Origin of the sequence: Shewanella sp. P1-14-1 (assembly GCF_001401775.1) — a bacterium.
Classification (GTDB): domain Bacteria; phylum Pseudomonadota; class Gammaproteobacteria; order Enterobacterales; family Shewanellaceae; genus Shewanella; species Shewanella japonica.
Window position 1 is genome coordinate 16,368 of sequence record NZ_LKTL01000029.1, and the last position, 22,180, is coordinate 38,547.

Annotated in this window: 19 protein-coding genes; 6 read left to right on the forward strand and 13 right to left on the reverse strand. The window is 42.0% G+C overall.

Annotated elements, in window-relative coordinates:
* Nucleotides 1–18 precede the first annotated feature (18 nt).
* Together AN944_RS18115 and AN944_RS18120 are read right to left on the reverse strand one after the other, a co-directional pair.
* On the reverse strand, nucleotides 19–1,809 hold the full coding sequence (locus AN944_RS18115) for an acyl-CoA dehydrogenase C-terminal domain-containing protein (protein ID WP_055026058.1): 1,791 nt from the start codon (nucleotides 1,807–1,809) through the stop codon (nucleotides 19–21).
* Nucleotides 1,810–2,027: 218 nt separating this feature from the next.
* Nucleotides 2,028–2,918 (reverse strand): alpha/beta fold hydrolase, encoded by an 891-nt coding sequence (locus AN944_RS18120; protein WP_055026059.1) that lies wholly within the window; start codon nucleotides 2,916–2,918, stop codon nucleotides 2,028–2,030.
* A 262-nt stretch (nucleotides 2,919–3,180) separates the two neighbouring features.
* Between AN944_RS18120 and AN944_RS18125 the strand changes: the two genes are divergently transcribed.
* Nucleotides 3,181–3,738, forward strand: coding sequence for a TlpA disulfide reductase family protein (locus AN944_RS18125; RefSeq protein ID WP_082420056.1), 558 nt, complete (start codon nucleotides 3,181–3,183; stop codon nucleotides 3,736–3,738).
* A 94-nt stretch (nucleotides 3,739–3,832) separates the two neighbouring features.
* Here the strand turns inward: AN944_RS18125 and AN944_RS18130 are convergent, their stop codons facing one another.
* Entirely contained in the window at nucleotides 3,833–5,197 is a 1,365-nt protein-coding gene (locus AN944_RS18130; protein WP_080916204.1) for a coproporphyrinogen III oxidase family protein, read from the reverse strand.
* Nucleotides 5,198–5,679: 482 nt separating this feature from the next.
* Between AN944_RS18130 and AN944_RS18135 the strand changes: the two genes are divergently transcribed.
* The 3 genes from AN944_RS18135 (at nucleotide 5,680) to AN944_RS18145 (ending at nucleotide 7,632) form a co-directional block, all read left to right on the forward strand.
* Complete coding sequence (locus AN944_RS18135; RefSeq protein WP_055026060.1) at nucleotides 5,680–6,171, forward strand: DUF1097 domain-containing protein; 492 nt, start codon at nucleotides 5,680–5,682, stop codon at nucleotides 6,169–6,171.
* Nucleotides 6,172–6,504: 333 nt separating this feature from the next.
* On the forward strand, nucleotides 6,505–6,954 hold the full coding sequence (locus AN944_RS18140) for a hypothetical protein (RefSeq protein ID WP_055026061.1): 450 nt from the start codon (nucleotides 6,505–6,507) through the stop codon (nucleotides 6,952–6,954).
* A 276-nt stretch (nucleotides 6,955–7,230) separates the two neighbouring features.
* On the forward strand, nucleotides 7,231–7,632 hold the full coding sequence (locus AN944_RS18145; protein ID WP_055026062.1) for a hypothetical protein: 402 nt from the start codon (nucleotides 7,231–7,233) through the stop codon (nucleotides 7,630–7,632).
* A 251-nt stretch (nucleotides 7,633–7,883) separates the two neighbouring features.
* Here the strand turns inward: AN944_RS18145 and AN944_RS18150 are convergent, their stop codons facing one another.
* The 3 genes from AN944_RS18150 to AN944_RS18160 form a co-directional block, all read right to left on the reverse strand.
* Nucleotides 7,884–9,185: a hypothetical protein gene (locus tag AN944_RS18150; protein ID WP_055026063.1), complete on the reverse strand. Its 1,302-nt coding sequence runs from the start codon at nucleotides 9,183–9,185 to the stop codon at nucleotides 7,884–7,886.
* Nucleotides 9,186–9,478: 293 nt separating this feature from the next.
* Nucleotides 9,479–10,027 carry a hypothetical protein gene (locus AN944_RS18155; RefSeq protein WP_144430221.1) on the reverse strand — a complete coding sequence of 183 codons (549 nt, stop codon included), beginning with the start codon at nucleotides 10,025–10,027 and terminating at the stop codon, nucleotides 9,479–9,481.
* A 481-nt stretch (nucleotides 10,028–10,508) separates the two neighbouring features.
* Nucleotides 10,509–11,288, reverse strand: a complete 780-nt coding sequence (locus AN944_RS18160) for a sulfite exporter TauE/SafE family protein (RefSeq protein ID WP_055026065.1) — start codon at nucleotides 11,286–11,288, stop codon at nucleotides 10,509–10,511.
* A gap of 335 nt (nucleotides 11,289–11,623) precedes the next feature.
* Between AN944_RS18160 and azu the strand changes: the two genes are divergently transcribed.
* Together azu and AN944_RS18170 are read left to right on the forward strand one after the other, a co-directional pair.
* Nucleotides 11,624–12,070 (forward strand): azurin, encoded by a 447-nt coding sequence (azu, locus tag AN944_RS18165; protein ID WP_408005091.1) that lies wholly within the window; start codon nucleotides 11,624–11,626, stop codon nucleotides 12,068–12,070.
* Between the two features lie 336 nt (nucleotides 12,071–12,406).
* Entirely contained in the window at nucleotides 12,407–13,519 is a 1,113-nt protein-coding gene (locus AN944_RS18170) for an FRG domain-containing protein (RefSeq protein ID WP_055026067.1), read from the forward strand.
* A gap of 423 nt (nucleotides 13,520–13,942) precedes the next feature.
* Here the strand turns inward: AN944_RS18170 and AN944_RS18175 are convergent, their stop codons facing one another.
* The 7 genes from AN944_RS18175 to AN944_RS18205 form a co-directional block, all read right to left on the reverse strand.
* Nucleotides 13,943–14,599 (reverse strand): 3-oxoacid CoA-transferase subunit B, encoded by a 657-nt coding sequence (locus AN944_RS18175; protein WP_055026068.1) that lies wholly within the window; start codon nucleotides 14,597–14,599, stop codon nucleotides 13,943–13,945.
* 11 nt (nucleotides 14,600–14,610) lie between these two features.
* On the reverse strand, nucleotides 14,611–15,327 hold the full coding sequence (locus tag AN944_RS18180) for a CoA transferase subunit A (RefSeq protein WP_055026069.1): 717 nt from the start codon (nucleotides 15,325–15,327) through the stop codon (nucleotides 14,611–14,613).
* A gap of 59 nt (nucleotides 15,328–15,386) precedes the next feature.
* Nucleotides 15,387–16,280: a hydroxymethylglutaryl-CoA lyase gene (locus AN944_RS18185; RefSeq protein WP_055026070.1), complete on the reverse strand. Its 894-nt coding sequence runs from the start codon at nucleotides 16,278–16,280 to the stop codon at nucleotides 15,387–15,389.
* A 10-nt stretch (nucleotides 16,281–16,290) separates the two neighbouring features.
* On the reverse strand, nucleotides 16,291–18,318 hold the full coding sequence (locus tag AN944_RS18190) for an acetyl/propionyl/methylcrotonyl-CoA carboxylase subunit alpha (RefSeq protein WP_055026071.1): 2,028 nt from the start codon (nucleotides 18,316–18,318) through the stop codon (nucleotides 16,291–16,293).
* Nucleotides 18,318–19,187: an enoyl-CoA hydratase-related protein gene (locus tag AN944_RS18195; protein WP_055026072.1), complete on the reverse strand. Its 870-nt coding sequence runs from the start codon at nucleotides 19,185–19,187 to the stop codon at nucleotides 18,318–18,320. The genes AN944_RS18190 and AN944_RS18195 overlap by 1 nt, the downstream gene beginning before the upstream one ends.
* 26 nt (nucleotides 19,188–19,213) lie before the next feature.
* Nucleotides 19,214–20,821 carry a carboxyl transferase domain-containing protein gene (locus AN944_RS18200; RefSeq protein ID WP_055026073.1) on the reverse strand — a complete coding sequence of 536 codons (1,608 nt, stop codon included), beginning with the start codon at nucleotides 20,819–20,821 and terminating at the stop codon, nucleotides 19,214–19,216.
* Between the two features lie 165 nt (nucleotides 20,822–20,986).
* Nucleotides 20,987–22,156: an isovaleryl-CoA dehydrogenase gene (locus tag AN944_RS18205; RefSeq protein WP_055026074.1), complete on the reverse strand. Its 1,170-nt coding sequence runs from the start codon at nucleotides 22,154–22,156 to the stop codon at nucleotides 20,987–20,989.
* Nucleotides 22,157–22,180 lie beyond the last annotated feature (24 nt).

The following is a 22,180-nucleotide window of genomic DNA, read 5'->3' on the forward strand; positions in this document are numbered from 1 at the left end:
TGCTTGTATTGAGTCAGACTAAAAATCAGCTTCATCAAAGGTTGCAATTTGCGCGCTGCTCATTTCGACTTGCTTGCGTAAACTGCGCGTTTGGCATCCCCAATATCGCATATAAAACTCGGCTGTATTTAACTTAGCTTGATAAAAATCAGACTCATCTGTACCTGCATCAAGGGCGGCAATTGAAGTCGCTGCAATTCGTGCCCACATCCATGCAAGGGCACTAATGCCAAATAACTGCATATATGGCATTGAGGCTGCACCAATCATATCGGGATTTTTAGCCGCTGACTGTGCAATAAATCCTGTGGCTTTTTCTAAATCCGTGGCTGCATCCATTAACCCTGCTAGGTAAGGTTTCATCGCGTCATTATTACTATGTTCACCAATAAAGCCTTTAACCATATCTGACCATAATGTCAGTGTTGCGCCTTTATCTGATAATAATTTACGACCAACAAGATCGAGTGCTTGTACGCCATTTGTGCCTTCATAAATCATCGCAATTCGAATATCACGTACAAATTGCTCCATACCCCATTCATTAATATAGCCGTGTCCGCCATAAATCTGCTGAGCATCAACACAAGCTTTAAAGCCTTGATCGGTCACAAACCCTTTTACGATTGGCGTAAAAAGGGCTGCAAGCGCTGCCGCTTGTTTAGCTTTTACAGGGTCGCTGTGTCGCTCTGCCTGATCAAGCCATAAAGCCTGTTGGCCCATTAATGCACGCGTTCCTTCATTGAATGACTTTTGAGATAACAACATACGACGCACATCACCGTGAACTAAAATCGAGTCTGCAGCTTGTTGTGACTGTTTAACTCCAGAAAGCGCTCGGCCTTGAATGCGCTCTTTGGCATAAACCAGCGCATTTTGATAAGCGATGTCAGATACGCCTAAGCCCTGAATACCAACGCCAAGGCGAGCTTGGTTCATCATAGTAAACATGGCTTTTAGACCTTGATGAGGTTCGCCAACCAACTCTCCTACAGCGCCATCAAACACCATGACACAGGTTGAATTACCATGAATCCCCATTTTGTGCTCTAACGCACTGGCACATAACTGATTGGCTTCACCTAAGCTGCCGTCATCGTTTACATGAAACTTTGGCACCGCGAACAATGAAATACCTTTCACCCCTTCTGGTGCATCAGGCAGCTTGGCCAAAACTAAATGGACAATGTTTTCAGCTAAGTCATGATCCCCTGATGAAATGAAAATTTTCTCGCCACTGATTGCAAATTTGCCATCAGCAACGGGGGTTGCTTTAGTACGAAGAAGGGCAAGATCGGTTCCAGCATGGGATTCAGTTAAGTTCATGGTTCCAGTCCATTCACCACTGACTAATTTTGCTAAATATTTTTGTTTCAGTGCATCGCTTCCATGGACATGGATGGCTGAATAAGCGCCATGGGTTAACCCAGGATACATGGCAAAAGCCATATTGGTGGCGGTTTTCATTTCGGTGGCAAAGGTGCCAATGACTTCAGGTAAGCCTTGACCGCCATATTCAGGATCGCAGGTGAGCGTAGCCCAGCCATCATCAATGTATTGTTGGTAAGCCTCTTTAAAACCTTTAGGCGTAATGACGTTGCCATCTTTAAGTTGGCATCCTTCAAGATCGCCTGATGCATTTAAAGGTAACATGATGTCGGTGGTGAAATCGGCGACGCCTTGCAAAATAGCGTCGGTTAGCTCTGGGTCTATTTCATCAAAGCCTGCGAGTTCGGTTTGATCATAGATAGATAGCAGCTCAGATAGGATAAATTGGTAATCACGCAGTGGGGCTTGATAAATCGGCATAATACGGTCCTTTGTTTTTTGCGTTTTTTCGCACCATAGTTGTGGTTGTTGAGTCGTCGTGGTTGTTATTAATTATTGAATAAGTTTTTCAGCGACTGGTTATAACTTAGTCTACTTTAGCGAACTTTGAGTAAAAACTCAGTTAATTTAAGCGGTAATAATTTGTGTTGCTTGAGCGCCATTATCCTTCATTCATTTCTTGGTTTTATTAACGCAGATTAACCAATAATTTGGTGGCGCTGCCAGAATGCCATTGCATGCTTCAATACTAAGCTTGGCGCTTCTAGTTGAGGGTAATGACCAATATCATGCAGGCTGATAGTATCTGGAGTATCAATCAGAGTTTCATATCGCTCAAGCATATCTTGGCCAGAAATAGGATCATCTAGTCCATTAATGAAGCGCATCGGCGTTGGGTTATCAATAAGCGCATTGACCCAGCGGTCACGATTCACCTTTCGCTCTTTCATGTATTGAATAAGCTTATGAAATACTCGCTCACCTTGATGATGTTTAATCAATTGCCAATGTTTTTGTAGTTCACTTTCTGAAATGTTGATTGTGCAAATGGTATCAAAGTTACGTTTAAATGCTTTGAATCCCATTCGTTTAGCGACTAAAAAGCCGAGTGGGCTTAATAACAATCTTTGGATAAGAATTGGGTGAATCACTTCAGGAAAAATACCGCCGTTTAATAACACTGTGCTCAGTATTCGATAATTGGGTTGATTGAGCTGTTGCCTCGCCAGTAACTCTTGTGTGACTGTGTTGCCATAATCATGAGACAAAATATGCACATTAGTTATCTTGAGTGACGCGAGTATTTGCTCGATTAAATTGGCTTGAGCGGCGAACGAATAGTGAAATTGGGTGGGTTTATCTGATAATCCAAAGCCAATCATATCTAAGGTAATGACATGAAACTGAGCGCTGAGACTTTGCCATATAGGCTGCCAATCATAACTGCTGGTGGGAAAGCCATGAATCAGTAATAACGCGGGATTATTAGTATCTCCTGCATGTTTTACGAAAATAGAATAGTCAGCTTCTTTGGCAAAAGAAAATTGCTGAAAATAGCTATCTTGTTGCCAGTCAGTCAATGTCGGCATGTGAACTCCATTTACCTTTTGTGCCAAGTTAACCTGATTAGACCAGTTTGTAAAATGGCTGATGACTTGGATAAACGAACATGATTTCTGTGACAAGTTCAGTTAAAAATGAATAGCGATGAAAGCAATAAGCGGGTAGCTCGGTCTGTATATAGGTGCTCAAGCAAGGCCGAATTAAAGGCCGAATTTAAGAGAGCGTTTAAGACAGAATTTAGATGACTTTTGCGTTAAATCATTCTTAATATTTCCGGGGTTTGTCTGTATGAATGTGATTGATATTCACCATAACGGTGACCATATAAAACTCGCCAAATGGCTACTATTCGCTGCGGCAGTAATACAAGCTGTTTTATTGTCATCGCTAGCATGGGGCGCTGATGAGCAAGGTGATAAAGGGTATCAATTTCCCAAAGCCGCCGATTTTTCGCTGTTTGATGCTAATGGTAAACAATGGTCACTTGAATCGACTGCTGGCAAGCCCGTTGTTATTCACTTTTGGGCGACTTGGTGTCCTTACTGCAAAAAGCTGCAACCTGGTTTAGAAAGATTACGGCAAACTTATCAAGATACTGATTTAGAGATGGTAGCGATTAGTTTTCGTGAAGATAAGGGCGCACAACCGCAGAGCGTGTTAAAAAGTCGAGGGATAGAGATGCAAACGCTGATAAACGGTGACAGTGTGGCCGACTTATATGGCGTTAAAGGTACACCAACTACCGTATTTATAAACCGAAGTGGGGAAGTGGTGTGGGTGACACAAGTGTCCGACCCTGACTCGCCTAAACTAGCTCAAGCCATAGAGTATATCCTTACGCCGTAATACCGTTTAGTTATCCTTTTATAAGCTAATAAAGTCGTAGCAAATTTAAGGGATGTTTGCTCTGCGACTTAAATAGTAAGCCGCAGAGCCTGTATTAAACGATAATGCCTGAATCTGTTTTTGTTTCATTAGCGATGCTGTTATTAGCAGATGCTTCGCTGTCAGATTTCATTGATAAGGGCAGTTCTCTTGCTTGTTCACGTAAGAAGTCCATCCCAGCTAAAAAGCCTGAGAACATTTTCAAACCAATAAATTGACCTGCCGGTGTGGTCACATAGTTACTGCCTTGTTTATTCAGTGCGCCTGCTGAAATCAAATAACTCATCTCAAGTGGGAACGCTTGCCACAATGTTTTACCTGTATGTGCTTTAAATTGGGCGTTATCCAATAGTCCATGCCCCATCATCATCATTAAATGATGTTGTAATAATGCTTTGTTATCTAATGGTTTGGTGTAGCTGGTTCCGGTTTGATTAGATTGGATACGCTCAATATAGTCAGGGATATCAAAACTTGAGATCCTGAACTGCTCGCCAAAACGCCCGAAAGCACCAGAGCCAACACCGAAACAATCTTCGCCATCTAATACATACTTATTTTCAACGGGTTGGCCAAAGTTACGACTGAAAGTCCATGGGAACTCCATAATATACCGCTCAGCCAGTGCTTCTTTTACCGCTAAAAATTGTGGCCAAAGTTCTTCGGGTTGGCCAGCAAGGCAACCCGCTTTTTTACGGTTTTGACCAATGCCTACGGTAAGCGGATAAGTGGTGATTTGATCTGGGCTGAGACGAATTGTTTGGGCTAAATCATTGGCTACAGTCTCTGGGGTCTGCATTTTAAAGCCGTACATCATATCGAGATTAACCGTTGGTATTACTTCAATTGCACGGCTAACGTATTCGGCTTGTTGTAATCCACTACCAAATTTTTCAAATCGACCACTGGCCTTTAAAATCTTGTCATCAAAGCTCTGCACCCCGATAGACATGCGATCCACTAAGCCTTTAAGTAAATGCGGATTACCTTCTTTAAAGTATATCGGGTCGCTCTCGCAAGAGACTTCTCTTATCGTGGTAATAGATTTAATCAGTTCGATAGTTTTGATTAATTCATCTTCTAAAATCGTGGTCGTGCCGCCGCCAATATACACTCGATTAAATCGGTATCCTTGCGCAATTACTGTGCGAATTTCTTGTCTTAGGGCTTTAAAATAAGTTTTAGCGACGCCTTCATTAAACTTAATTTTGTGGAACGAGCAAAATCGACACAATGTATGACAAAAAGGAATGTGAATGTATAAGGTCTCAATCGGTTTTTCTGGTACCGCTAATTGCTGAATCCCATCTAAAGGCACTGCATCTTTAAGACTTAGCGATTGTTTGATGGTGTGTCCCATGACCCAGTCAAGACTATTTGTCGCAAGATTTAATCTTGAGTTTGATAGGTAGTTTTTCATAGGCGTTCCTCAAATTATTGTCATGACTATTGGTTTTGTTGAGTCCAATAAGGCAGCTTTGCTGTTGATGACTTGTTGAATATCAGACTAGAGGAGTCAAAGAATAGAAAATGATAGCTCTCGCAAGAAAATACAATTAGCTACATAAACTCGGTGTTCTTGTAGTAAAAATTTGAACGGTATCACTTAAATAGTTCGTTTATGAATGGTTTTAGCTTGTTTGGAAGTGACAAGTGTTATGGTTTTTGTCGATAGATTTACAGATTTACTTCATTGAGGAGGATAAAAATCCTTAATACTAAGTGTATCTTGAATTAGTAATATTTAATGTATTGGCAGCTTTATCGCTTTGGTTGACTGTTTTTTGCTCATTAATCTGTTCTAGATCACTTTTGTTTCATCGCTAAATAGCGTAGATTACGTGTCGATTGTATTATTTTATAAACTCTACGTTTTATTTTGGCAACATTCGAGAGGGCAATATGGAACATCGTTGGCAAATAGCAATATCAGCAGGTCTACTCGCAGCGCTATGGGCTGGGGTTGCCGATGTTTTCCAGTTAGTGACTTGGGTTGGTTTTTTAAGCTGTAGCACTTTTTTTGCTCAAACAGAAACTGGCCTTAAAGGCATGCTGATGGCCATGAGTACGAATCTGTCAGGTGTTTTTTGGGGTTGGCTTATTATCTCGGGGAGTGGGTTCTTTATTTCACCGATGGTAGGTTACGCATTTACCGGTGTTGCCACTGCTGCGATGTGTTTACAGGCGAGTTATCAAAAACTGGCGTTTATCCCAGGTGCGTTTATTGGCTGCTGTATTACATTTGCATTAGGCGCTGATTTAGCAGCTATTCTACCGCCATTATTATTGGGCGCCATGCTGGGTTACAGCATGAGTTTATTGACCAATCAACTTATTAGTATCACACCGAAAATTCAGGGGTTATTTACTGCAGCCCCCGCTAAAGATGCTTAATTAACAACTCTTTTTATGTAAGTCTAAAGTGATACGTTTTTGAGCGGTGAAAACCCGCTCTTCGGGCGGTGTTTTACTTTAAATACGTTAAAGGTACTTCTAGAACCATTTTTATTTCTTTTTTTATGTGCGGTTTTTATCCTTTAATCTCAGTCGTTTGTATAACTTTAGACTGACTTGTTTCTTTATTCTTTTTTATATTCACCGCTAATGAACTGATAACTTTCAGATTTATATTTTTCCTGCTTTTATAACCCTTTCGACTATACTCTTAAAGCTTAATTTGGTTAAAAAGTGACCAGTGAATTAAGTTAACAATTAGGAGTGAACGACATGAACAAGACCTTAATAATTGCATTATGTGTTTTATTTAGTAGTTCTGTATTTTCAAAGGATAGATTAGAAGTATATGAAGATTACGATCTCGGCAGCGAAATCATGATGATGACCACGGTAAAAGTGGATCCCAATATGGGAGATATTTACTTAGCGGGTTTACGCAGTAGCTGGGTTAAAGCAGTAAATATTCAAAAGGAGCTTGGCTTTATTAAAGATTGGAAAATATACGGCAGTGATCTGGCAACCAGTGGTGACTTTAATATGTTGCTGGTGGTGACTTTTGACAATGCCGCTGATATTGAACCCAATAAGGAAAAGTACAAACAATTTATGCAGAAATGGAGTGATTCGGATGAAAAAATGTCTAACGAAATCTCTGCCAAATACCCAGAAGTGAGAACCTTAACAGGGGAATATAGAATGCGAGAAATTATCTTGAAGTAAGATAATCGGGACTTGTTCATGATTTACTGACGAGTTTGAATAGGTTCCGACTCGGATGCTACTTTGGCATCCATGCTTCATATACGCCTTAATTTTATTGTGTGTTACTTTCGCCCAACATTGAAACACTTGATGCAAAATCGCTATGAAATCGTTATGTATACTGGCGCTTTACTCGCGTTATTTGTTTAAAAATGCCCCAATGTTACTCGTCAAATTTACTCTTAAAAGCAAACTCGCTAGGATGTCGCCTTTTATTTTCTAACAAGGTCCATCATGAAGTTTGTCACCGTCTTTGTTTCAATCATGCTTTCTCTGGTTATCATTTTTACACCTAAGGCCAATGCTGCGCCTGAAGTCGGTTTAATGGTAGGTAGCGACTCAGGCATTAATGTAAAAATGAATGAGTATAAGTTTGGGGTGGGTTTTGATGACTTTTCATTTACCTTAGATAAAACATTTAATTTTAACGATCACCCACATTTTTATTGGGGCGTGGGCGGCAAGATTGCTGATAAAAAAAATGATGATATTAAATTGGGCGCAAGAGCGGTATTTGGTGCTCACACTAAAGTAGAGCGCTTTACGTTTTTTATTGAAGCACAACCTACCTTGTACTTGATTGATGATGTTAAAGTCGAATTAGAAGCCATTGGCGGCGTGAGATATCATTTTTAGCAGTTTGTTAGATAAGGAGGGAAGCAAAACCCCTTGCTTCCCTAAAGAATTATTTTTTAAGAATGGCTACTTGAGTTTATTGCATGTGTATTCGCTACTAACGACCAATTAATGTGTCGTTATTGATTAACTCGTAATGATAAAGCCTTAATTATGGTGGGGTAATAAAACTCAGCAGATTCAAGCATGGCGTGTATTGCGCATTCTTAAAGGTGTAGATTGAACCTACTGAGTTAGCTTGTGTACATTGTTTATTGACGCTGGAATAACATCTGAGTATCAACGTCGCCATCACCATCTTCGTCGATATATAAAAGCAATGTATTGCCTTGTGCCGACATTGATAGGGAAGGCCCATCTTCACCGACAAAGTCAGTTAACCCTGTATCCCCATTACTATCAAACGTTTGGGTTACTGTGACCATATTGCTTTCACTATCGATACTGTAGGTTCCCCATTCCATGCCTGACTCTTCGGCCGCACCATCTAGGTCTATTTCTGCATGAATGTATGTTCCATCATCGTTAAATAACAACATCAACAAGTCATTTTCATCACCGGGTTGATCATCGGTTGCTTTTACTAACCAGGTGCCGACAACACCCTCGCTGCCTTGCTTATCAAAATTAAGTGTTTCATCAATTGAGTCATTGGCATCTTCGTCGATTGAAAGGACTAATTGTTCTTCCATAACTTCGGCAAATAATAAAGGTGCACCATCTACGTCAGTAAAATCAGTTAAGCCTGTATCGCCATTTTCATCAAATGTTTGACTGGCAATAACACGGTTGGTTTCGCTGTCACGGCTGTACATTCCCCATTCCATTCCTGACTCTTCCTCTTCATCCTCTGAGTCAACTTCAAAATGCGCATAGGTGCCGTCGTTAAAAAACACTAACGTGAGTAAATCATTATCGTCATCTGGATAATGCCAAGTGCCAGTGATACCGACCTGAACGCCATTCGCCGCAACTTGTTCGGTTAAGTGGTCGACAGCATCGTCTGCATCAACTAAGTCTGTTACAGCGGTATCTTGACCGCCATTTTCAATAGTGGTTTTAACCGCAGGATCGTCGGCAAATTCATCTGTGCTTAAATTAAAATCAACTGGTTCAGCTGTTGCGATAGCGGTATCGGTAATGGTAATCCCATTGGAAGTATCGCCATCTTGGTCAAGCGTTTGTAGCAACCTTGCGATGTTTACTACTTGATTGTCATCAACACTTTCAGATGCCGCAATATTAAAAGGGGTGACAATTCCTGATGCTGGTGTTGCAGGGAAGGTTAGGTCGCCGATAAAGAAAGTGACAGTTTCACCTTCAAGGTAATTATAATTACCTTCTTCATCAGTGACTCCAGATTGAGTTTCTGTTCTATATCCAATACCGATAACGGCACTATCGATAAAGATACCTTGGGTTGGTGTGGGAGCGGGATCTTCAACCTCTGGTTGCGGTATTTCAGCTTCTGGTGCTGGCTCTTCTGAATCATCACTACTACCACAACCCAGCAATAGACCTGAGATAAGTAGCGCTATTAATTTCTTAGACATTTTTCTCTCCTTAGAAGTTTGTCAAATCACTGCTTTATGTCAATAGATGACAATCTTTAAGCCTAATATAAAATGCAAAACTTGCACGATTTAACTCACAGAATTAATAGGCGATATTTAACGTTGAATATAATAACGAATTTGAGCTAATTTACTGATTTAATGATACATTGTGAGATTTATAGGTTGATTAATCTTGATTAAAAACAACCGCTATCAACCAATAGACTGATTTGCACTGAAAGCAGTTAAAGCATGACAATCGCTGACTGTTTCTAGTAAAGCACGCTGTACTAGCGTTTGAAGAAGTGTCGAATTCGAGTTACAGCATTGAGTTTTTGGCTTTGCTTATTCGTAAGTAGGTCAGGCTGGAATTGAGCAATTAATCGATATAAATGGTAGTGAGTGACTTTTTTGGCCACATACCAATCAAGACGGATGATTGAGCCGCGTAAAGTAGAGCGTTCGAAATCTACTAAGCCTAATTTATTCTGATTATCAACAATGATATCTCTTATGGGTAATGCGTGCCGAGCAACACCTGCATCGAGCATTTTATTGACTAATTCAATCAAATCTTTCAAGTTATCACGGGTTAGATGTGCTGGTGTTTTACCCGAAATTTTTGACATCACCAGTGTTTTGTTTCTGTCATCACAGTCGATTAAATTGGGGACTCCATTAATATTTTGAAGTCTAACTAATGATTCTTTTTCGATGTTATAACGACTAATGTATTTACGGTAAGGTTTAAAGTGCTTCTCTACTGAGTCTTTACCAATCGTGAGGTACATTTTTTCAGTATCGTAAATTCCATTTACTATATGTGTCTGGGTTTTCATTGGGTTTATTGCTTGTTACAGAATTATTTCATTTTATTTTAGTTTAAGCCTCTTCGGTATGGGACTTTTGGTTGAAGCTTAGTAGTGAATTTTACTTTGCTTAAACCCTGAATTGTTACTTCGGTAACAAAGCGGTGACCTGCCAGAAACGATAGCCTTATATCTGCAATCAACACCGTTTTGTTGTTAAGAATGCAACTGGAATAGGAGTCACTCACTACATGTATCTCATTTTTTGAGAGGATGACAATAAGTGGAGTAAGAGAAATACACCGTAATGTTGCAGCTTATTACAACAACAAGCTGCATCTAGTTTTTTTGGGGGAGGTATAAATATGTGGTGTAAAACAAATACACCGAACTGTTAAAGCTCATTTCAACAAGCTGTATCTAGTTTTTTGGGGGGAGGTTTAAAAATGTGGTGTAAAAGAAATACACCGTAATGTTGCAGCTCATCACAACAACAAGCTGCATCTAGTTTTTACAGAGGGTTAGAATATGTGGAGTAAAAGAAATAAACCGTAATGGCGCAACTCATCACAATCACAAACTGCCTCATGCGTACTTGGGATACCTTGTTGGCAATATGGGCTGACATATAACCGCCAATCAAAGTACCAACCAGTACCGTAACCCCCTCGAACCACGCAATTGCATCATTGTAGATAAATAAAATAATAGCGATTAAGGAAACCGATGAAGAAATGACTAGCTTAATGCCATTCATCGCATTGATATTAGTGTGCCCAGCTAATGCCAAATAGCTTAAACCGATAATGCCTAACCCCGCATTGAAAAAACCGCCGTATATACAGACAGCTAGTAGCACTAAAAATAACATTACCGCGCCCAATTGAGAGGCATACTTATGTTGATTCGATAAACGACTGAAAAAGGCATTGATTCTAGAGCCAAAAATAAACAGTAAGGTTGCAAATAATAGTAACCAAGGAATCGCTTGTTGGAACACGGTCTCTGGAGAAATGAGTAATAGCCATGCGCCGAAAGCACCACCAAATAAACTGGTGATGATAATGGTTTTAATCTCTTTTTTATGAGCAAGCAGCTCTCGTCTAAATGCAAATGCACCACTGAGATATCCAGCAAAGGACGAAAAAGTATTGGTTGCATTAGCCATAATCGGTGGCACGCCAACAAATATTAATGCAGGGAAAGTGATAAAACTGCCGCCGCCAGCTAGCGAGTTTAAAACGCCGCCAAAAAAACCAGCAAGTAACAGTAATAAAATATCAAACGTCATGAAATTAGCCTAACAATGGCAATAGGGCAGAGCCTATTTGGGAAGATTAACCCCCTATCTTACATGCAAAGCGGTAATTAAAGATTAAATTACAGCGCTCTTTTGCCACATAATCGATATTTTTTATATACGCAGACATATGAAGTAAGCATCCTAGAAGAGTAGAATACGCAAACTCTTTTGATTTCTCCTAAAGGGTTATTCGCTAAGTGCTAATCAATATTTAACTTATTTACAATTGATAATCATTCTCATTTGTTGCGATTTGTTTTAGTATGCTTTCGTTTTTAATAACAATGCATTCTATACCGTCACAAGGAAATGATATGACCAACATGATTAAAGCTACAGCTGCACTAGGCGTAATGTTAATGAGCCTAAACGTTAACGCAAGTGAGTGCGAACTAACAATTACGGCCAATGATGCGATGCAATTTGATAAGAAAAGTTTATCAGTGCCAGCGACCTGCAAAGAAGTGACCTTAAACTTACATCATTCAGGCAGTTTACCTAAATCAGCAATGGGCCATAACTGGGTACTAAGCACTGCTGACAATGTTCAAGCTATTGCGAATGACGGCATGACCGCAGGTGCTGATAACAGCTATATAAAAGAGGGTGATGAAAGAGTGTTAGCCCATACTGACGTTATTGGCGGCGGAGGCTCAACATCAATAACGTTTAATATTGAGGGGTTAGATAGCAAAGCCGCTTACCGATTCTTTTGTTCATTTCCAGGTCACTGGGCGATTATGCAAGGCAGCTTTGTGATAGAAGCCTAATATTGTTTAATGTGACTCTAGCTGGGATGCTAAGAGTGACCATGGCTTAACTGAGGCTATGTCGGCGTCGATAGGCAGGATGCCTGAATGTCATGTGGTGCATGGATGCACGAGAATGACCAGCCTCCATCACGCAAATGAACTTAACGCATTCAGACACTTCCAACGGAGATAATTGAACCTGCGGGCTCAAGTGAGGTAGTTAGGAAAGTTTACTTTGACTCCACTTATGGTCATTTATTATTTTTTGTAGGGAGGATTGAGAATTATGAGATAATATAAAGCAATAATTATAGTTTTTTAGCTTGGCTAATCAGAGCATTAACAGGAGTATTGATGAAAGGACAATGGTTAGGTTATTTAAAAGGTTCTAACGTCGCATTGGTGACTATGAATGTTGACGAAAGAGAAAATTCGTATAATGGAGTAGCCTATTTTGTCGATCAGTCTAATACAATTCCTAGTCTTTCCATACATTTTGAATTGCTAAAAAAGGACATATTTCAAGGTGTCGGAGAGTGTAATAGTGAACTTATTCACCCGCTTGATTCACGTTTATTGACCCCAACCTCTTGGGAGTTACTCAAGGATAAATACATTGAATCGCAAATTCCTAAATCAGTAAATATTAAGTTCAAATTAACTAATCAAAAGCTAAATGTAAGTGCTAAAACTGATATTGACACAAATGTAGATGGTGAACTTGAAGTATCAAATCTTAAAAGTGGATCAGTTTTACCATCAGATTTGAAGTCATGGAACGATTTCAAACAAATGATAATTAACAGTACTGATCGCTCTTTATATCGTGGACAGAATGAGCCTTGGAAATTACAAACAAGCTTTCATCGTCAAGGTCGGAATGATTTAACTCGTTATTTGAGAGAAGATATTCCCGAACTTCATAGATCTTTATGTAATAAAACAAATCATGTTTTCGATTTGTCTAATTCAGAAGAGTTCGGTGCTCTTATGAATTTAGCTCAACATCACGGTTATCCTACTCCGTTACTTGATTGGACACTATCACCCTATGTAGCAGCTTTTTTTGCATTTAGAGGGATATCTTCCGAAGATGCTAAAAAATCCCCAGACAAAAAAGTTAGAATCTATATATTGTCGAGTGAATGGCGTCAAAAAGTTGCACAAAATCAGAATATAACGTCTGGTCAAAGGCATGTTTCAGTAATTGATTTACTTGGAATAGAAAATAACCGAATGATTCCTCAGCAAGCTACAAGTTCTGTAACTAGTGTTGCTGATATTGAATTACACATTAAGACAGTTGAGCAATCTTTGGGTATTGATTTTTTACATGCAGTCGACTTACTTTGGTCTGAAAGAGATAAAGTTGTGAAAGAATTAACATTGATGGGAGTGACAGCAGGATCTTTATTTCCAGGATTAGATGGAACATGTGAAGAATTAAAAGAGAGAATGTTCAATTAGAATTTAGTTGATGCTGAATAAACTTTATTTTCTAGTAAAAACAAACCTGCCGATTCAACAATCTCCATTGAAGTGTCCGATGACGTTAAGTCAATTCACGTGATGGAGGCAGGACGCCGACATAGCCTCAGTTGAGCCATGGATGGCGAATCTGAGGCGGTAGTGAATTGGCTTAGCTAGTCAGAGGAAAAACACTTCGTTGGAGCGGGTGGGGGTTCCAAGAGGGAGTTGCCGTCCACTCCCTTTTGGTCTGGTGTGGGCGAAGCGCCACGACGTTAATCTTTGAAAACTCAATCCAAACGCAGTTTGGTGCTCTTAATCTTTCAGAGCAATTGAATTGCGAATCACCAACAAAAAAGCGAACCTCAATGAAGCTCGCTTTTGATTTTTTTATCCAAAGTTAAATTGAATCAAACATTCAATTTAAAACACCATTTCTGGTACATGCTCTGGCACGACCAACTTACCCGCAGTCTTTGATTGGATCTCTTCAACTGATACCCCTGGTGCACGCTCTAACAAGTGGAATGCGCCGTCTTTGATTTCCATAAAGGCAAGGTCAGTCATTACGCGTTTGATGCAGCCGTAACCTGTTAATGGCAACTCACATAGAGGCAGTAGCTTTGAGTTACCTTTTTTATCTGCGTGCATCATGGTGACGATAATATTGTCAGCGCCAGCTACTAAATCCATTGCGCCGCCCATGCCTTTAATTAACTTTCCAGGGATCATCCATGATGCAATTGAACCATTAACATCCACTTCAAATGCACCTAGTACGGTTAAATCCACATGACCGCCGCGGATCATGGCAAAGCTTTCTGCTGATGAGAAAAATGATGCGCCATCAACAGCGGTGACCGTTTGTTTACCTGCATTAATTAAATCAGCATCAATGGTGTCTTCGGTTGGGAACTCGCCCATACCCAGCAAGCCATTTTCAGATTGAAGCATGACGCTCATGCCGTCTGGAATGTAATTAGCGACTAAGGTTGGAATACCGATACCTAAGTTAACGTAAAAGCCGTCTTGCATTTCTTGTGCTACACGTTGAGCAAGTTGTTCTCTTGATAAAGCCATGTTCTTGCTCCTTATTTTGCAGCCGTGTCAGTTGGTTTGACAGTACGTTGTTCGATGCGTTTTTCAAAGCTTGCTTGTATGACGCGGTCAACATAAATACCTGGGGTATGAATGTGGTTTGGATCTAATTCACCCGGTTGGACAATCTCTTCTGCTTCAACGACCGTAATCTTGCCCGCAGTTGCCATCATAGGGTTAAAGTTCGCTGCCGTTTTACGAAAGATCAGATTGCCCATCGTGTCAGCTTTCCATGCACGAACAAGGGCAAAGTCAGAGGTCAGTGAATCTTCAAGCACATAATGTCGGCCTTTTATTTCACGGGTTTCTTTGCCTTCAGCAATAGGAGTTCCGTATCCAGTTGCGGTAAAGAACGCAGGAATTCCAGCGCCGCCAGCACGGATTTTTTCAGCCAATGTGCCTTGTGGAGTCAAGATAACGTTTAACTCACCCGATAACATTTGCTGCTCAAACGTGGCGTTTTCGCCCACATACGAGGCAATCATGGTGGCGATTTGACGTTCTTTAAGCAGAAGGCCTAAGCCGAAATCATCAACACCAGCGTTGTTTGAGATGGCGGTTAATCCTGTTACACCCATTTTTACCATGTGGTTAATTAACCCTTCTGGAATACCACAAAGGCCAAAGCCACCGACCATGATGGTCATGTCATTGGTGAGTCCGTTTAAGGCTTCTTCGTAGCTATGAACGACTTTATTGAGTCCTGCCATCATCTTGTCCTTTTCTATCTTGCGTTAAGTGCAAATTATTGGGGCCAGAATAACCTTGGTTATTCACTGCAAATTGCTTGAGCAACTTTTGAGCCCGTTAGTCGGCCTAAAGCGGCGCTAATTTGTTGGCCAGCTTTAGCTAATTTGTGTAAGTCGATACCGGTTTCAATCCCCATACCATGAAGCATGTATACAACATCTTCTGTCGCTAAATTGCCTGATGCACCTTTAGCGTATGGGCAACCACCTAGGCCGGCCACAGATGAGTCAATCACACTGATGCCCGTGTCTAAACAAGCTTGTATATTGGCAAGCGCTTGGCCATAGGTGTCATGGAAGTGTAGCGCCAGTTTTTCAACAGGCACTAACTTAGCCACGGCTTCAACCATCTTACGGGCTTTAATGGGGGTGCCAACACCAATGGTGTCGCCAAGTGAAATCTCGTAACAACCCATTTTGTAAAGTATTTCAGACACGCGAGCGACTTCATCAATCTCAATGTCACCTTCGTAAGGACAGCCAAGGACACATGAGACATAACCTCGTACTGGAATGTTACGGGCTTTAGCCATTGCCATGACTGGCTCAAAGCGTGCAATAGACTCTTCAATAGAGCAGTTTATATTGCGCTGACTGAAAGTTTCTGATGCTGCGCCAAAAATAGCCACTTCATCTGCTCCAGCGTCAAGCGCAAGTTCCAGCCCCTTTAAGTTAGGGGTTAAAGCGGAGTAAGCAACATCTGGCTTGCGGGTTAATTGCTTAAAAATATTACCCGAGTCGGCCATTTGTGGCACCCATTTAGGGGAAACAAAGCTACCCGCTTCAATTCGCGTTACACCTGCATCAGCTAACTGGTCGATGAGCGTTAACTTGTCTTGCGTGCTGACGGGAAGCTCATTTTGTAATCCGTCACGGGCTCCAACTTCAAAAATACTGACTTTATGCGGCAACATTATTTACGCCTTATGCTTGTTCGGCGTCAGCCGTTGGTTCGACATTTAAAAGCTGAACACCATCGGTGACGAGCTCGCCGCTTTGAAAATAAAACTCACTCACTACACCATCAAAAGGGGCTTCGATGGTGTATTCCATTTTCATGGCTTCCATGACTAGAAGCCCTTGCCCTTCAACGACGGTTTCACCGACTTCAACCAAGTGTGTTACCACAGTGCCATTCATCGGGGCTTTTAGTTTTTCTGCGCTATCAACTGTTTCTTCGGCTTCTTGGGCGAGAACCGCTTTAAAGTGATAACTACCAGAAGGTAAAAATAGCGTGAACTCATCGCCTTCATGGCTAACTGGTACTTTACTTTTATGACCGTTAATTTCAGCCAGTAAGACCTCATCTTTGATGCTGCCAGCCAGTTTAAGGGCTTGACCATTTAAACCAAGGTGCAGCGAGTCTCCTAAATCAGTTATCACTAGGTTTTGCAGTTCGTGTTCGCCATCTGCGCCTGTGACATGCAGCAATGCAACATGATGCACATTGGCACTGTTGAGCCTAAAGCCGCTGACTTGACCCCAAGGCGAGTAAGGATCATCGCTATTGGTGGCATTGATTTTTGCAGCTTGTTGACGGGCCAATACCTGGTAAAGACCGGCTAATGCCAGTGCATTTTCAGTTTCATCGGTGACATCGCCAATTAAGCTATTTGAGTAACGCTCAATAAAGTCAGTGCAAAAGTCGGCTTCTGCAAAGGCTTTATGTTCGGCAATATTGGCTAAAAATTCGATATTGTGTTTCAAACCGCTGATTTGGTAAGAGCTTAATGCGTGGGTTAAACGCTGCAATGCGCGAGGGCGAGATTCGTCCCATACAATCAGTTTTGAAATCATCGGATCGTAAAAGTTACTGATGGTATCGTTTTCACGGATACCCGAATCAATGCGTACATGACGGTTTTGATCAGGCTCACGTAGGAAGTTTAATTTACCGGCAGCTGGTAAAAACTCATTACGGGGATCTTCGGCGTAAATACGAACTTCAAAAGCATGGCCGTGAACCCGCACCTCATCTTGAGACAAAGGTAATTCGCTGCCACTTGCTACCATCAATTGCCATTTGACTAAATCTTGCCCTGTGACCATTTCTGTCACTGGATGCTCAACTTGCAGGCGGGTGTTCATTTCCATGAAGTAAAAGCTTTCATCGGTATCAAGTAAGAACTCAACCGTACCAGCGCCAACATAATCAATAGCTTTTGCTGCTGCGACTGCCGCTTCACCCATTTGTTTACGCAAACTATCACTTAGACCTGGTGCTGGTGCTTCTTCGACCACTTTTTGATGGCGACGCTGAATTGAACAGTCACGGTCGGATAAGTAAATCGTGTTGCCAAAAGTGTCAGCAAAGACTTGCACTTCAACGTGACGAGGTTGGCGAAGGTAGCGCTCCATCAATAGTTTGTCATTGCCAAATGATGATGCAGCTTCACGACGTGCTGAGTTAATGGCTTCAAGCACGTCGGCCTGGCTTTCAACAATGCGCATCCCTTTACCACCACCGCCATAAGCGGCTTTAATGAGCATTGGGTAGCCAACATTTTTTGCTTCATCAAGTAATGTCGCATCGCTTTGGTCATCGCCATGATAACCAGGCACTAATGGTACATTGGCCGCCCCCATAATGATTTTAGCGGCACTTTTGCTGCCCATGGCATCAATTGCATCGCTACCTGGACCGACAAATGCAATGCCATTTTGTTCACAGTTGCGAGCAAATTCTGCATTTTCTGATAAAAAGCCATAACCAGGATGAATGGCTTCAGCGCCTGATTTTTTAGCAATATCAATAATTAAATCAGCTTTTAGATATGAGTCAGCAGGGGCACTGCCACCGATGTGAAATGACTCATCAGCCATGGCAACGTGACGGGCATTGGCATCAGCGTCAGAGTATAAAGCGACTGTGCGTATGCCCATATCTCTGGCGGTGTTAATAATGCGACACGCAATTTCACCGCGATTAGCAATTAATAATTTGGTAAACATTACTGAACTCCTTGTGCAGCAGTCTTGGTGCTTGCTTGGGGGCTTTTATCGTTATTATTTTTGCTGGCAGTTGTCCAAGCAGCAGGGCGTTTTTCAAAGAAAGCGTTAAGACCTTCTTGACCTTCATCAGAGACCCGAATACGGGCGATTTGCTCACTGGTGTAGGCAAGAGTGTCGTCGTTAATTACACCATCTTCGAGGTGAGATACTAAGGTTTTAACCCATGCCATGCCTTGGGGGCTATTCGCGTTAAAAGCATCGATAAAGGGTTTTGCTGCGGCATCTAAATCATCATTAATTTCGTGAATAACTTGATGAGCTAACGCAACGTCAGCACTAAAACGTTCAGCTGTGAGCATGTAACGTCTTGCTTGGCGGTTCCCCATTGCTCTGACGACATAAGGGCTAATCACCGCAGGGATAAGGCCGAGTTTGACTTCGCTTAAACAAAAGCTTGCACGCTCATTGGCGATGGCGATATCACAGCAGCATATAAGGCCAAGTGCACCGCCAAAGGCTGCGCCATTGACTAAGGCAATGGTCGGTTTGGGAAATTTGTCTAAAACATGCATTAATTTAGCTAGCTCATGGGCGTCATCGAGATTTTGCTCGAAGTCCATTTGAGCTTGTTTGCGCATCCAATTAAGGTCTGCGCCTGCACTGAAGTTTTTCCCGTTGGCTCGTAGAATTAATTGATGGCAAGTTTCGTTATTGGCAAAAAACTCAATGGCGGTGATCATTTCATTAATCATCACTTCATCAAAGGCGTTATGCTTTTCAACACGATTAAGTATTAACTCACCAATACCTTGGTTAAGCTGACATTCGATGTGTTGAAAAGAAAGCGGTAGTGTCACTGTATCAGTCATCATGTACTCCTATTGTTAAACCGCAATTACATGCGGAATACACCAAATTTGGTATCTTCAATAGGCGCATTTAGTGCCGCCGATAAAGCAAGACCTACCACATCGCGTGTTTGCGCTGGGTCGATAATGCCGTCATCCCATAATCGTGCACTCGCATGATATGGATGTCCTTCTTTGTCGTATTGCTCAACAATGGGTTTTCTAAAGGCTTGTTCGTCTTCATCTGACCATTCTTGTCCCTTACGAGCTAAACCGTCACGACGAACGGTAGCTAAAACGCCTGCAGCTTGCTCGCCGCCCATGACGGAAATTCGGGCATTTGGCCACATCCACATCATCGTTGGCTCGAATGCACGGCCACACATGCCGTAGTTACCTGCACCATAACTGCCGCCAATAATCACGGTAAATTTTGGCACATTGGCACAAGAAACAGCTGTCACCATTTTAGCGCCGTGCTTAGCGATGCCTTCATGTTCATATTTTTTACCGACCATGAAGCCAGTGATGTTTTGCAGGAACAATAATGGGATTTTGCGCTGACAACATAGCTCAATAAAGTGAGCGCCTTTTTGTGCTGACTCTGAAAATAAAATGCCATTATTGGCGACAATACCGACAGGGTAGCCGTGAATACGGGCAAAACCACACACTAAGGTGTTACCGTAATTAGCTTTGAACTCATCAAAGTCAGAGTCATCAACGACACGAGCAATCACTTCTTTTACATCAAATGGCTTTTTAAGGTCGGTGCCTACAATGCCGTAAAGCTCGTTGATATCAAATTTAGGTGGTTTCACTGGACTTAGCTGCGCAGCAATGTCTTTTTGATGATTAAGGCGGGCAATGGATTTACGAGCAAGCTCTAATGCGTGATCGTCATTTTGCGCTAAATGATCTGCCACACCAGAAATTTTGGTGTGCACTTCAGCGCCGCCAAGCTCTTCTGCTGTGACTTCTTCACCTGTAGCTGCTTTAACTAATGGTGGCCCAGCTAAGAAGATGGTGCCTTGCTCTTTGACGATAATTGATTCATCAGCCATTGCTGGAACGTATGCGCCGCCTGCGGTACATAGCCCCATAACCACTGCCACTTGCGGGATCCCTTTCGCTGACATTTGCGCTTGATTGTAGAAAATACGGCCAAAATGATCTCGGTCAGGGAAGACTTCATCTTGGCGCGGTAAGTTTGCCCCGCCAGAATCAACCAGATAGATACAAGGAAGATGACAGCGACTTGCAATATCTTGAGCGCGTAAATGCTTCTTCACTGTGATGGGGTAGTAGGTTCCACCTTTGACTGTTGCATCATTAGCAATAATCATACATTCAACGCCGCTAACACGACCAATACCTGCAATGACCCCAGCCGCTGGAACGGCTTCATCATACACCTCGTATGCTGCAAATTGAGAAATTTCTAGAAAAGGTGAACCTGGATCGAGTAGCTTTTCGACACGTTGGCGAGGGAGCAATTTACCTCTCGAAAGATGACGTTCAAGTGCAGCGGGGCCGCCACCTTGTTCAATCTTAGCGAGTTTGAGTTTTAGGTCGTCTACGATGGCAGCCATGTCATTATGTTTGGCTTTAAATTCATCGCTACGGGAGTTAATACGGCTGCTCAGTTGCGTCACAATGCATATCCTTATTGAATCAAGTGAGGCGTTAGCATGGCTGAGACAATGGGGGAAACTCTCAACCACGCTACGCAAAACACTTTCGATTTACCGATTAGTTACGGATGCCCGCCGTTTGAACGGCTTAGGTTATGTGCTTACGATAGCGTGTTGCTATCTTGACTATTTTGTTTCGTTAAACAGTTCACGGCCAATTAGCATGCGGCGAATTTCTGATGTGCCAGCACCGATTTCGTACAGCTTGGCATCTCGTAATAATCGTCCTGTGGCATATTCATTGATATAGCCATTGCCACCGAGTAATTGAATCGCATCTAACGCCATTTTCGTGGCCAACTCTGCACTGTATAAGATAGCGCCAGCGGCATCTTTACGAGTGGTTTCACCGCGATCGCATGATTTCGCCACGTTATAAACGTATGATTTTGCTGCATTCATACCGGTGTACATATCAGCAATTTTGCCTTGGATAAGCTGAAATTCACCGATTGATTTACCAAACTGTTCACGCTCGTGAATGTAGGGCACAACGATGTCCATGCACGCATTCATAATGCCTAATGGGCCACCTGATAATACGACACGTTCATAATCTAAGCCGCTCATTAATACTTTTACGCCATTGTTTAGGCCGCCTAGAATGTTTTCTTCTGGGACTTCACAATCTTCAAAAACAAGCTCACAGGTGTTTGAGCCACGCATTCCGAGTTTGTCTAGCTTTTGAGCGGTGCTGAAACCTTTAAAGGTTTTTTCAACGATAAAAGCGGTAATGCCGTGAGGGCCTTTATCGATATCGGTTTTAGCGTAAATCACTAAAGTGTCGGCATCAGGACCGTTAGTGATCCACATTTTGTTGCCATTTAGAATGTAGCGGTCGCCTTCTTTACGGGCATGAAGCTTCATCGATACCACATCGGAACCCGCATTAGGTTCGCTCATGGCTAAGGCACCAATGTGCTCACCACTAACCAGCTTAGGCAGGTACTTGGCTTTTTGAGCAGCATTGCCGTTACGGTTAATTTGGTTAACGCAAAGGTTTGAGTGTGCGCCATAACTAAGGCCAATTGAAGCTGATGCGCGGGAGATTTCTTCCATGGCTACAACATGAGCAAGGTAGCCCATATTAGCGCCGCCGAACTCTTCAGGTACGGTCACGCCTAGTAGTCCCATTTCGCCTAATACTGGCCACATATGGTTAGGGAATGTATTGTCTTGATCGACCTGCGCAGCAATTGGTGCGATTTCATTTGTTGCGAAATCATTGATGGCGTCGCGAAGCATATCCACGTCTTCGCCCAGGCCGAAATTAAGGCTTGTGTAGAGTGATGTCATTGTCTTGTGTCCTGTTGAATATTA